Origin of the sequence: Providencia sp. PROV202, assembly GCF_028479565.1 — a bacterium.
Classification (GTDB): Bacteria; Pseudomonadota; Gammaproteobacteria; order Enterobacterales; family Enterobacteriaceae; genus Providencia; species Providencia zhijiangensis.
The window spans coordinates 87,616-100,848 of record NZ_JAMPNV010000019.1; the positions used below are offsets into that span (position 1 = coordinate 87,616).

Below are 13,233 nucleotides of genomic sequence, written 5' to 3' on the forward strand. Positions count from 1 at the left end.
AATGCAAGTAAAAAACTCACGTGGATCCTAAAAAGATCATAAATAATAAAAGGATCGTGAACAAGGAAGGTAAAAGTTGCTTTTGTCTAAATAATACGCACGAAAAGACAAATAAGTATTAATGCTTAAGTCAAAAGCTAATATTTTATGGCGTGTTTATCGGGAGATATAAAGAGAGACTAACAGATAAAAATTTGGAGCGGGAAACGAGACTCGAACTCGCGACCCCGACCTTGGCAAGGTCGTGCTCTACCAACTGAGCTATTCCCGCATTTGGTGGGTACTACTTACGACTAAATTCAGGCTAGTTCTGCTAAAACACTAAGAAAGTTTGGAGCGGGAAACGAGACTCGAACTCGCGACCCCGACCTTGGCAAGGTCGTGCTCTACCAACTGAGCTATTCCCGCATTCCGAAAATAGTGCTCTAGCTAAAACATCAAGAAAATTTGGAGCGGGAAACGAGACTCGAACTCGCGACCCCGACCTTGGCAAGGTCGTGCTCTACCAACTGAGCTATTCCCGCATAACCAATCTTGGTGCCTTAATCGTGCCAATAAAATCATAAAAACTTCATCGGTACGGGGAGCGCATTATACGAGAAATTAAGATACTAGCAAGCGTTTGAACTCAAATTTTTTATTTTTTTGTTCGTTTGATGATAAAACAATCATAGTGATGATTTTGTCGTCGCCGTTTGTTAAATAAGCATTTCAAGGTGTTAAGTTTGTTAACCTTTTACTTTCTTATAATGACGTCACCCGATTCTTCCATTCTCAAACCATCAACGTTTTCAAATTCACGAGTATTATTTTCCATGATGGTATCTCCCAAGCAATACTATCCAAACAATGCCATATAGCTTGAGCATATGGCATTCTTAAGATTGCGGTAATATTGAGCCTTTAAAGCCCGTCATTTAATAAACGTTTCTCGGTAATAGACCAGCTCGGCAATCGACTCGCGGATATCATCCAGCGCTTGGTGGGTATTTTTCTTTGAGAATCCGGCGAGGATCTCAGGTTTCCAGCGGCGGGCTAACTCTTTTAATGTACTTACATCGAGATAGCGGTAGTGAAAATAACTTTCTAACTCTGGCATATAATTAAATAAGAAGCGGCGGTCTTGGCCTACGCTGTTCCCACAAATAGGCGATGCGCCTTTTGGTACCCATTTTTCTAGGAATTCAATGGTTGCCAGCTCTGCTTCACGCTCACCAATGGAGCTTTTACGAATACGCTCCACTAAGCCACTATTAGTATGCGTGTTTACATTCCACTCATCCATTAATGCCAACTGCTCTTCGGTTTGATGTACCGCGATAACAGGGCCTTCGGCCAAGATATTCAGGTTACTGTCAGTCACAATGGTCGCGATTTCAATAATACGATCACGAATAGGATCGAGCCCGGTCATTTCTAAATCGATCCAAATTAAATTATTCTCATTCTTTTGCATGATATGCCCTAACTGAATACGGTGGAGTTAAGGTATGATAACACCCTTCGTGCTATCCGTTATAGGTATGTAGTTTTTCAATAATATCCCTATCGGTTATAATATAGACACTAAATTATTTAAGTGAGAGAGGTCAGGTGGCTAAGCAGAAACTTTCGAAAGGCCAACAGCGCCGCGTGCAAGAAAATCATCAAAAAAGACTCAAAAAACAGAAAGCCATTGAGATTGATGATAGCCAATTAGGTGAGGCTCAAGAGGGCTTAGTGATTAGCCGCTTTGGCCAACATGCGGATATTGAAGCCTTAGACGGCACTATACAGCGTTGTAACCTGCGTCGAACCATCTCATCTTTAGTGACCGGGGACAAAGTTGTCTGGCGCCCTGCACTAAACACACAGAGTGATATCAAAGTGAACGGCATTGTCGAAGCCGTTCATGAGCGCCACTCCGTCTTAACTCGTCCTGATTATTATGATGGGTTAAAACCTATCGCTGCAAATATCGACCAAATCGTTGTGGTTTCTGCGATTTTACCTGAATTATCGCTCAATATTATCGACCGCTACTTAGTCGCCTGTGAAACGACAGGGATCCAGCCGATTATTGTCTTAAACAAAGTTGACTTACTCGATGAAGAAAATCGCGAGTGGGTCAGTGATTTAATGACAATTTATAGCGATATTGGCTACCAAGTGCTCGAAGTTTCCAGTCATACCGGTGAAGGAATGGAAGCACTCACTAACACGCTATCTGGCAAAGTGTCAGTCTTTGTTGGCCAATCTGGTGTCGGTAAATCCAGTTTGTTGAATACGCTGTTACCTCAAAATGAGGCCGCGATCTTAGTCAATGATGTTTCTGATACCTCGGGCTTAGGGCAACACACTACGACCGCATCCAGACTGTACCACTTCCCACAGGGTGGTGATGTCATCGATTCACCGGGCGTACGTGAATTTGGTCTTTGGCATCTGACAAAGGAACAAGTGACCAAAGGATTTGTCGAATTTAAAGATTACCTTGGTGGCTGTAAATTCCGCGATTGTAAACACTTAGATGACCCCGGCTGTTTACTGCGAGACGCAATGGAAGACGGCAAAATTGCCGAATCACGCTTTGAAAACTATCACCGTATTTTAGAAAGTATGGAACAAGTTAAACTGCGTGGTAACTTTACTGCTAAAGATAAATAATCCCCGAAATCAGTCTAAAATAAGTTAGTGAGCGCTCACGTTTATCGTTCATTTTATCCGCTTTCTGAAATAATTCGAAAGCGGATGAGTTTCAGTTACAATAGCGCCCTTTCACTAACTTACCTTTAAAATTCAGAGGTTAACGTGCTAGATAAAATCAAAATTCGCCTGCAATTTATGCTTCCTAAACAAGGACTTACTCAACTCGCAGGATGGTTTGCTAGTCGCAATGTAGGTTTTGTAACTCAATGGGCAATAAAGCTGTTCGCAAAAGCCTACAAAGTGAATATGAATGAAGCTCAAAAAAGTGAGCTCACCGCGTATTCAACTTTTAACGACTTTTTCATCCGTACATTAAAAGATGGCGCACGCCCAATTGTTGAATCCGAACATCAACTTGCACAGCCTGCAGACGGTGCCGTTAGCCAATTAGGCCCTATCGATAATGACCTGATTTTTCAGGCAAAAGGCCATAATTATACAGTTGAAGCCCTACTTGCTGGGCAATATCAGTTAGCAGATAAATTTCGTGGTGGTGATTTTATCACAACCTATTTATCCCCAAGTGACTACCACCGTGTACATATGCCATGTGACGGCTTATTAACAGAGATGATTTACGTCCCTGGCGATCTGTTCTCCGTTAACCCATTAACCGCAGCAAATGTTCCGAATTTATTTGCACGTAACGAACGTTTAATCTGCGTGTTTGATACCCCATTTGGCACAATGGTACAGATTTTGGTTGGTGCAACCATTGTCGGCAGCATTGATACCGTTTGGAGCGGTTGTGTTAACCCTCAGCGTGAAGGCGTAATTAAACGTTGGACATATCCAGCACAAGGTGAAGAAGGCGCTATCTTCCTACAAAAAGGGGAAGAAATGGGTCTATTCAAACTCGGTTCCACTGTCATTAACCTGTTTGAACCTAACAAAATTCGCTTTAATGCCTCATTGATCCCCGGCTATGCAACCCGCATGGGTGAGCTATTAGCAGAATCAATCGATGAGCAGCAACGCACTGAAACTGTTAGCTAATCATTTAAACTATAATTAAATTATTCTATGTCTGAAGGAGCTCCTCACTGTGCGTTTGATTATCAGTTTTTTACTTAGCCTGTTAATCGTTTTTTCATCCCACGCGGCGCCAGCCTCCGCACAAGATGAAGCACAGATTACACAGGAGCTCAAACAGCTTGATCCAAGCAAAAACCCCAAGGACGCAGAGACCGCTCAAGCGTTGCAAGGGGCATTAAGCTGGATTAACGAAGCCCGTGATTCAGACAATAAGGCAAAGTCTTACCAAGATGCTATCGATAATTTCCCTCGAATTATCAAAACAATCCGTCAAGCCTTACTCAATGAAACCGATACACCGCCCGCGATCCCTACCAGCATTAGCTTAAGTGAACTAGAGCAGCGTATTACCCAGGTCAGCAGCCAGCTACTTGACCAAGGGCGCTTGATGCAGCAAGAGCAAGACAAAGGGCGCGAAATCAGCGAATCCCTGAATCTCTTGCCACAGCAGTTATCTGAGGCACGACGTCAATTAACGGATGCCTCAACGCGATTCCAATCACTCAATACGCCAACGACTCCGTTAGCTGAAGCCCAATACACCTTAGCTCAAGCCGAAGTAAGTGCTCGCAAGTCCATTGTGAACGAGCTAGAAATGGCGCAATTATCGGCCAATAACCGTCAAGAAATTTCCCGAATGGCGCTGGAGCTTGAGAAAAAGCGTTATCAGCGCCTAGAATTAGAGCTTCAACAGCTCCGTGATTTCCAAAATACTCAGCGCCAACAAAAAGCAATATTGGCGTTAGAGCATACCGAAATGTTGGCAGAACAGGGTGAATTGACCCCTTTCTTAAAAGAGCAGCTTGATATCAACCGTAAAATGTCCCAAGAGTTGACCGAGCAAGCTCAGCGCATGAGCGAGATCACCACCAACCAAACGGAAATTTCCACCAGCATTCGAAATGCACGACAAGCACTCTCGACTATTCGTGAACAAGCCCAGTGGATCAGCAGTTCAAGTACTTTAGGAGAAGCGCTTCGTACCCAGCTTTCTCGCCTTCCAGATATCCCTAAAAGCCAGCAACTTGACCGCGAAATGGCGGATTTACGTGTTCAGCGCTTAAATTATGAAGATATGCTTGAGCGCTTATCCAAGCTTGACGTATCAGTACAAGAAAGCGCCAATGATTTAAACCCTTCTCAGTCACAGGTTTATCAGTCACTGATGAAGACCCGCAAAGAGCTATTAACTTCGCTCATTTCGGGATTTGATGGCGAAATGTTAGAACTGACTAAGCTCAATGTTGCAACGGGGCAATTAACGGATGCGCTGAAAGAGGTAAAAGACGCCTCAAACCGTTATCTGTTCTGGGTCGCTGATGTCCCGCCGATTAGCATTAATTATCCGGTGCTTGTGGTTACTGACATGACCCAATTGCTTTCACTGGATACTCTCTCCCAGCTCGCGGGTGCCCTGCAAGTGATGGTCACTAGCCAGGACTCATTCTTATACCTGCTGGGTTCCATTATCTTAGTGATTTTCAGTGTCAGCACACGCCGCCATTATCAAGCGTTCTTAGACCGTTCAAGCCTGCGCATTGGTAAAGTTACACAAGACCGTTTCTATTTAACTATCCGCACTATTTTCTGGTCGATTATCGTGGCGCTTCCTCTGCCGATGATGTGGTCTGCCATTGGCTATGGCTTACAAAGTGCATGGCAATATCCGATGGCAGCAGCCATCGGCTACGGCGTTAGCGCAACGACCCCGCTGCTCTGGCTGTTTATGATCAGTGAAACATTCTCACGACCTACCGGGTTGTTCATTTCCCACTTTGGTTGGGATAAAGACGCGGTAAAACGCGCAATGCGCCATTACCGATTAGCCATTTTTGTGATTGTGCCGTTAGTGATGGCGATCATCACTTTTGAACATTACAGCGAGAGAGAGTTCTCTGCGACCTTAGGCCGCCTCTGCTTCTTAGTGCTGTGCGTCGCATTAAGCTTAATTACCAATAACTTACGCCGTTCTAAAATCCCATTATATTTGGACAGACACGGCTCCGGTGAAAACTTAGTGAACACCGCATTATGGTGGCTCATTTTCATTGCGCCGGTGATTGCCGCATTTTTCTCGGTATTGGGTTATTTCTCCACTTCTCAGGCACTGTTGGCGCGACTCGAGACCTCAGTGGCGATTTGGTTTGTGATTTTAATTGTTTATCACACTATCCAGCGCTGGATGTCAATGCAGCGTCGAAAACTTGCCTTCGAGCGAGCAAAACAGCGCCGTGCGGAAATCTTAGCCCAGCGAGCTAAAGGGGAAGAAGATTCTCAACTCCCCAATGCCAGCGGTGAAGGGAACATTGATATTGAAGAGCAGGTTCTTGACCTCGATACTATCAGTACCCAATCGGTTGGATTGGTGCGCTCCATTCTGACTATGATAGCGCTGGTCTCGTTAATTTGGCTGTGGTCTGAATTGCATACCGCATTTTCATTCCTTGAAAATATTCGCCTGTGGGATGTGACCTCATCCATCAATGGTGTGGAAACTGTGCAAGCCATCACTATGGGCTCGATTTTTATCGCCATACTGGTGATTATCGTGACCGCGCAGCTCGTTAGAAACTTACCTGCACTATTAGAACTCGCCGTCCTTCAGCATCTCGACTTAACACCGGGCACCGGCTATGCCATCAGCACCTTGACCAAGTACAGCATCACCATCATCGGAACCATTGTCGGGTTCTCCATGCTGGGGATCGACTGGTCAAAACTTCAGTGGCTTATCGCGGCAATGGGGGTCGGGCTAGGGTTTGGTTTACAAGAAATTTTCGCCAATATTATCTCTGGTTTGATGATCCTATTTGAAAAACCGATCCGTATCGGCGATACCGTCACTATCCGTAACTTAACAGGTAGCATCACTAAGATTAATACCCGCGCCACCACATTAACGGACTGGGACAGAAAAGAGATTATTGTGCCGAACAAGGCATTTATTACTGAACAGTTTATTAACTGGTCTCTGACCGATACCGTTACCCGTATCGTGATGACTATCCCTGCCCCAGCGGATGCCGATAGCGAAAAAGTGACAGAGATTATCCTGCGTGCGGCAAAACGCTCGTCCATGATTTTGGATAACCCTAATCCTGAAGTTTATCTCGTGGACTTACAGCAAGGGATCCAAATTTTCGAGCTGCGGGTGTATGCAGGTGAAATGGGGCACCGTTTGCCGGCTCGCCACGAAATTCACCAACATATTTTACAAGCCTTTGCAGAACAAGGAATTACATTGCCATTCCCACCGTTCCAAGCCCGTGTGGATGTACGCAGTAATTCGATACAAAGCGCCACAAATAACCTCTCTGGTCGTAATCCACCACGCGGTACTGGTGAGCTATAAGTTTATCGAGGGAGCGTTTGCTCCCTCGTTTTTCATCATAGAAAAGGCAGAATAATGACCCAAGCAGTAGAAATCCAAGACGAATCTATCAAATTGAAAATTGCACAGTATGAGCGTGTCGGCTCCATTCTGTTTTTTCTGATCCCGTTGGTGATTTTGCTGATTGTCGGAAAGGATTTTGCCTTTAATACGCTCTATCTGTGGCAAGGATTCAGCCTGCTGTATTTAGTGGTTTACCGTTTGAAGGTTCGTCAATTGTCGACAAAAACGCTGCAACTGAGTGTACGCCGAGGATGGGGATATAATCGGTTTTACCGATTTTGCTGGGGATATTTGATTCTGTCTGTGATTGGATTAACGGGATACCTGTTGATATCCCGTTAAATTAATATTGAGCGAATTAGCTTTCTTCGCTATTACCGTAGGTTTTAATGTAGTTATCAGCCAGTTTTTGCGCTTGTTTCAGCTCTTCTGCGTTCAACTGCTCTGCGATTTTTTTCTGTAAACGTTGGCTCTCTTTATTGCCACTATAAACCGCGGTAGACAGCCATGCATACGCTTGCTGTAAGTTCTTTTTCACCCCTTTCCCTTCAGAGTACATCACCCCTAAACGGTCTTGAGAATTTGCATCACGCTGTTTTGCCGCTTTTCTGAACCAAAACACCGCTTTTTCATTATCTAATGCGACACCACTACCAATCGAGTACATTTGCCCGATTTTGAATTGCGCGATCACATTGCCGCCTTGCGCTGCCTTTCGAAACCAGTATGCGGCTTTTTCTAGATCTTGCTTCACCCCTAAGCCTTGTGAATACATGGTGGCCATGTTGGTTTCCGCACGAGTATCGCCATTTTTAGCCGCTTCTTCGTACCATAACATCGCTTTATCGTAGTCACGACGCACACCAAAGCCATTAACGTACATAGTACCTAATCGGAATTGAGCATCTGAATTGCCTTGATCCCCCGCTTTGATAAACCATTCTGCGGCCACTTTAGAATCTTGAGAAACGCCCTGACCTTTAAAATAACGCTCTCCTAAAAGGAACTGAGAAGCGGGATCACCTTTTTCAGCTAACTGCGTAATTTGCTCTATCGTCGTCTGTTCACTGGCGGTCGTTGGTTTCGCCGGTGTAGCCAGTAATAATGAACTATAACAAACAGATCCTAACAACAGCGCTAACGCAATTTTTTTCATCCTAAGTAACCCTCAGCAGTGCAGTATGGCAACTGGCGACACAGTAATACCCGTTATTATCGGCTGATTTGGCAGATTATACAGCCTAAACTCGCTTTTCATCTGAACTAGTTTAAATTTACTCGTCAGAAGACAAAATAGGATAAACACCTTAATTTTGATGAATAGCACTTTTCGTTATCATTCATGACAAAAGGCAAATAAAAAGCCAGATAGTTTTTTATTCTATCTGGCTTTCTGTTTATACACATAGAAAAAATGGTTATTTGTTGTCTAAATATTTACTTCTCAAATAACGAGCAACCGCATCATCTTGGTTAGACCCGATAACTTCCATCTGAGGTAAAGCATCTTTCAGCAACTGATGAGCATTTTGCATAATGCAGCCCTTGCCCGCTAACTTCAGCATCTCTTTGTCATTCATGCCATCACCAAACGCGATGCAATCATGGGTTCCATAACCATGCAATGCTGTGACTTGTTTCAATGCTTCCCCTTTAGAAACGGAGCCCGCCATCACTTCAAGGCAGCTATGCAAGGAGAAAGTAACATGAACCTTGTCCTGCCAACGACGTTGAATACGCTGTTGCAGATCTACCAGTAAATCATGATCTTCACTGGTGTAATACACTTTACAGACTTCCGATGTTGGGAAATTACGGGGATCAAACAGTTGGTAATTAAATACAGATTCTTTGAAAAACTCTTTCTGCTCTGGGCTTTCCCGGTTAATAAACCAATCATCGCCATGGTAGTAATTGGTGAGAATTTCTGGGTGATCAAACTCCATTAAGCACAGTTCTTTCGCTATCTGCGAGTCAACGTTGTTCGCAAAAATAAGGTCGCCATTGGTGTTATGAATACGCGCTCCATTCGAGGTGATCATATAAGCATCAATCCCCAGACCGTCGCGGATCTGTGCAACATCAATATGATGGCGTCCCGTCGCGAATACAAATCGTACTTCTTCGGTCGCGACAAGCTGCTTAAGAGTGTCTTTGGTATACAGGGTTAAATCATGATTGGGAGATAAAAGTGTTCCGTCCAAATCGGAAGCAACAACCGGATATTTCATACAAGATCCCTAATTATGGCTAATGCTGCTCAAAAAAATCACAAATTGCATTGAGGGCCATGGCTCTCAATGCATCTATTTCAAACAGGATTTCGTGGTGAGCCCCTTCGATAATGAGGGGTAATTTTTCTTCTCGTCCTGCTTGCGCTTTTTGCCGACTTTGACAAAAAGCTTGTAGCTCTCGATTACTGACTACCTTCTCTTCGCTCGCTTCAAGGAGCATCAGAGGGGTTTCAATCTCTCCCGCTTTCGCAACCAGCTCTTTACCAATCGCAAAACTTTCTCGTAACCAGTGGTAAGTTGGACCACCGAGACGTAATTCAGGATAATCCGCATAGTAGCGTAAATAGCGTCGATAACGCTCCTGACTATGGGTTAACACATTGATTAAATAAGGTAATGGCTGCCATTTTCCCGTAGAAACTGCATAATCATTTCGCACACTGCGGCGCGGTTCTGCACGCTCAACAATAAAGCTCGCGAGCCAATGAGGCATCGGTAAATTAACGCCAATCATGGGAGCGCACAATGCGGCAGCGTCAAATGTCACGCTATCTCGGAGTAAGTACCCAGCAAGGATAGCGCCTCCCATCGAATGAGCCAGCGCATAGCATTTAGGATAGTGGCGATCTCTCACTTCTAAATCAATGAATTTTTCAAAATCATCGATGTAATCTGTGAATTTTTCAACGTGCCCTTTTTGGGGATCCGCCAACATACGGCCAGATCGCCCTTGTCCACGATGATCAATAATAAAAACATCGAACCCTAAATGATAAAAATCGTAGGCGACTTCAGGGTATTTAACGTAACTTTCACTGCGACCCGGTGAGATAACCACGGCTTTATGGTGCTTTGCATGAATAAAACGCACATAGCGAATAGGAATGTCATCAACGCCAAGAAACTCAGCTTCTTCACGTAATTGCCAAAAATCTAAAAGCGGACCGTTGGTAAAGGCCGAAAACTCAGTTTCTCGATTTAACCAACTGGCTTTTAGACTATCTGGCGACATGGGGTTTCCTCATTCATAACCTTCTAGATGGTCTTGGATGAGTGTCATAAACGCCTCACCAAAACGCTCTAATTTTTTCTCACCAACCCCATTAATCAGCAATAATTCAACGGGTTTGGTTGGGCAATGCTCTGCCATTTCTATCAACGTTGCATCGTTGAAAACCACAAAAGGCGGGATATTTTCTTCATCCGCAATGGATTTACGTAATTTACGCAATTTGGCAAACAGCTTCTTATCATAATTGCCATGATAAATTTTGTTTTGTTGATTCCGGCTTTTGGTGACTAAAACGCGTGGAACCGCTAACTGTAATGGCATTTCACCACGCAGAATGGGCCTAGCCGCTTCCGTTAACTGTAATGCGGAGAAATGCGCGATATTTTGAGTGATCATGCCTAAATGAATTAATTGACGTAAAACGCTTACCCAATGTTCATTAGTCTGCTCTTTACCAATACCATACACCGGTAGTTTATCGTGCCCTAAGTCGCGAATTCGCTGATTGTTAGCGCCTCGTAGCACCTCAACAATATAGCCAATACCAAACCGCTGCCCAACGCGATAAATACAAGAAAGTGCTTTTTGCGCATCCATCAGCCCATCATAACGTTTTGGAGGATCAAGGCAGATATCACAGTTACCACAAGGCTTTTGGCGATTTTCGCCGAAATAGTTTAGTAAAACCAGGCGACGACAGGTTTGCGCTTCGGCAAAGGCAGCAATGGCATTTAATTTATGACGTTCAATATCCTGCTGCATTCCCGCTGGTTTTTCTTCTAAACATCGACGGAGCCACGCCATATCAGCAGGATCGTAAAATAGAATGGCTTCGGCTTCGACGCCATCACGCCCTGCTCGTCCCGTTTCTTGGTAATACGCTTCAATGTTACGAGGAATATCAAAGTGCGCCACAAAACGGACGTTGGACTTGTTAATTCCCATTCCAAATGCCACGGTCGCAACCACAATTTGCAGGTTATCTTTCAAGAACGCATCTTGTACCCAGTCACGCTGGGCACTCTCCAAACCAGCATGGTAAGCAGCGACACTCAAGCCACGTTTTTGTAATCTTTCCGCGGTTTCTTCAACTTTACTACGGCTATTACAATAAACAATCCCTGACTTACCTTTCTGAGCCTTAATAAAAAACCATAATTGATCTAACGGTTTATATTTCTCGACTAAAGTATAGCGGATGTTCGGGCGGTCAAAGCTGCTCACATGAACTAATGGGTCATTAAGCTCGAGTAAGCGAATAATATCAGCGCGCGTGGTTTCATCTGCTGTCGCAGTCAGCGCCATCACGGGCACATTCGGTAAGGAATGGCGTAATTGACCTAATGAACGATATTCAGGACGGAAATCATGGCCCCATTGGGAAATACAGTGCGCTTCATCTACTGCTAATAAGGCGATATCCCAGCTACCAATTTGCTGAATGAAATAGTCAGTCAGTAAACGCTCTGGTGCCACATACAGAAGTTTGATTTTCCCTTGAGCGCATAATTCCATAATTTGGCGCTGCTCTAGAGGGGTTTGTGAAGAATTCAAACACGCCGCTTCAACACCGTGTAACTTGAGTTGATCAACTTGATCCTTCATTAAGGAGATTAAAGGTGATACCACCAGCGTAATGCCTTGTTTAACCAGCGCAGGCACTTGGTAGCAGAGCGATTTTCCGCCCCCTGTTGGCATCAATACTAAGCAGTCACGACCATCGAGAATACCGCCAATGACAGCATCTTGCCCCGGACGAAAGGATTGGTAACCGAACGTGCTATTGAGCACATTTTCAGCCAGTGAAAGTTGATTGATAACGCAAGCGGTAGACACGAATTCCCTCTAGAGGTTGAAACAAATAGCTGCCCGAAAAGAGCAGCTATTAGCAAGATATTACCCTGAAATGACTGGGATGTCTGCCCAGATCACATGATATCGTTAAGCATCACACCGATACCAAAACGTGTTTGGCGATAGTCATAGTCTATCATCGACTCACCATAACCGCTAAACAGTTGGGTATACAAGCGCACGTGCTTTGTCATTGGGTAGCTCCAACCCAACTCGGCATTACCATACCCTGAATTCCAGTTATAGTGTCCGGCAGCTGAAATAACGCTATCCCCAAGTGCATACCCCACTTTTACGCGGTAATAACCGAGATATTTATTAATATCTCGGTTGTCATCACTGCTTTCGCTTTCAGGAATGCGGTACCACGGTTTTAACTCAACTTGCCAATCCCCTCTTTGTGCCATCGCTCGGGCATAAACTCGGTTCCAGCTACGTGATGTAGGATCTGAACGACCGTTCGACTCGTGGTTAAAACCTGTTTCAAACTCACGTAACGTCCAGCCTGCAAATTGGTTATCTAGCGCCCAACCCACAAAAATTTGGGGTTGATAGTTGGTTTCACGAAATGGCGAAGATTCTTTCTTATTGCTTAATTGCCACCAAGAACGCTGAGTATAAGATGCCGCAAGAACCGAGTTTTCCCCCGCAATTCCACGCCAAATAGGAAACGCCAAGCTCAATTGGAATTTCACTTCATCTTTCAGTGCATCATTACCCCAATCATAACTCGCGATGGCTTTCTTATTTATCGAAGACGTATAGGTATAAATGATGTAATTGGGTTCATAAGGATACAGAACGAATGGGTTATCATAATTTTGCAGTAACCCCGAAATAATACTTCCACGAACGGGTGTATGATTTTCAGTATCCTGCTGTGCCGGTTCGTTGGTATTGTCAGATGCAAAAAGTGAAACAGACCAGAAACAGAGCACAGAACTCAACAACATTTGTAAAGCGCGCATTTGCCATTCCTATTTCAACTGCGGTGAAAAAATTTGTCTCATTTTACA

10 protein-coding genes and 3 tRNA genes are annotated in these 13,233 nt (G+C 44.3%); 4 read left to right on the plus strand and 9 right to left on the minus strand.

Annotation, left to right across the window (positions count from 1 at the left end; translation table 11 throughout):
- Nucleotides 1-195: 195 nt before the first annotated feature.
- The 4 genes from PR799_RS14625 to orn form a co-directional block, all read right to left on the minus strand.
- Nucleotides 196-271, minus strand: a tRNA-Gly gene (locus PR799_RS14625).
- Nucleotides 272-332: 61 nt separating this feature from the next.
- Nucleotides 333-408: transfer RNA gene (locus PR799_RS14630), tRNA-Gly, on the minus strand.
- 40 nt (nt 409-448) lie between these two features.
- Nucleotides 449-524: transfer RNA gene (locus PR799_RS14635), tRNA-Gly, on the minus strand.
- 389 nt (nt 525-913) lie between these two features.
- On the minus strand, nt 914-1,456 hold the full coding sequence (gene orn / locus PR799_RS14640; RefSeq protein ID WP_036948917.1) for an oligoribonuclease: 543 nt from the start codon (nt 1,454-1,456) through the stop codon (nt 914-916).
- 137 nt (nt 1,457-1,593) lie between these two features.
- Here orn and rsgA point away from each other — a divergent pair, with 137 nt between their 5' ends.
- The 4 genes from rsgA (at nt 1,594) to PR799_RS14660 (ending at nt 7,459) form a co-directional block, all read left to right on the plus strand.
- On the plus strand, nt 1,594-2,646 hold the full coding sequence (rsgA, locus tag PR799_RS14645; protein WP_272522560.1) for a small ribosomal subunit biogenesis GTPase RsgA: 1,053 nt from the start codon (nt 1,594-1,596) through the stop codon (nt 2,644-2,646).
- A 144-nt stretch (nt 2,647-2,790) separates the two neighbouring features.
- Entirely contained in the window at nt 2,791-3,684 is an 894-nt protein-coding gene (gene asd / locus PR799_RS14650) for an archaetidylserine decarboxylase (RefSeq protein WP_272522562.1), read from the plus strand.
- Between the two features lie 49 nt (nt 3,685-3,733).
- Entirely contained in the window at nt 3,734-7,075 is a 3,342-nt protein-coding gene (mscM, locus tag PR799_RS14655) for a miniconductance mechanosensitive channel MscM (protein WP_272522564.1), read from the plus strand.
- A gap of 54 nt (nt 7,076-7,129) precedes the next feature.
- Nucleotides 7,130-7,459: a hypothetical protein gene (locus PR799_RS14660; RefSeq protein ID WP_154628855.1), complete on the plus strand. Its 330-nt coding sequence runs from the start codon at nt 7,130-7,132 to the stop codon at nt 7,457-7,459.
- A 16-nt stretch (nt 7,460-7,475) separates the two neighbouring features.
- On the opposite strand, the gene PR799_RS14665 is transcribed toward PR799_RS14660, so the two are convergent.
- From PR799_RS14665 to pldA, 5 genes are all read right to left on the minus strand, one after another.
- Nucleotides 7,476-8,273, minus strand: a complete 798-nt coding sequence (locus tag PR799_RS14665; protein ID WP_272522565.1) for a tetratricopeptide repeat protein — start codon at nt 8,271-8,273, stop codon at nt 7,476-7,478.
- A gap of 262 nt (nt 8,274-8,535) precedes the next feature.
- Nucleotides 8,536-9,348, minus strand: coding sequence for a sugar/pyridoxal phosphate phosphatase YigL (gene yigL / locus PR799_RS14670; protein WP_154603064.1), 813 nt, complete (start codon nt 9,346-9,348; stop codon nt 8,536-8,538).
- A gap of 19 nt (nt 9,349-9,367) precedes the next feature.
- Nucleotides 9,368-10,363 (minus strand): lysophospholipase L2, encoded by a 996-nt coding sequence (gene pldB / locus PR799_RS14675; protein WP_272522568.1) that lies wholly within the window; start codon nt 10,361-10,363, stop codon nt 9,368-9,370.
- 9 nt (nt 10,364-10,372) lie between these two features.
- Nucleotides 10,373-12,199, minus strand: coding sequence for an ATP-dependent DNA helicase RecQ (gene recQ, locus PR799_RS14680; RefSeq protein ID WP_272522569.1), 1,827 nt, complete (start codon nt 12,197-12,199; stop codon nt 10,373-10,375).
- Nucleotides 12,200-12,291: 92 nt separating this feature from the next.
- Nucleotides 12,292-13,185: a phospholipase A gene (gene pldA, locus PR799_RS14685; protein ID WP_272522570.1), complete on the minus strand. Its 894-nt coding sequence runs from the start codon at nt 13,183-13,185 to the stop codon at nt 12,292-12,294.
- Nucleotides 13,186-13,233 lie beyond the last annotated feature (48 nt).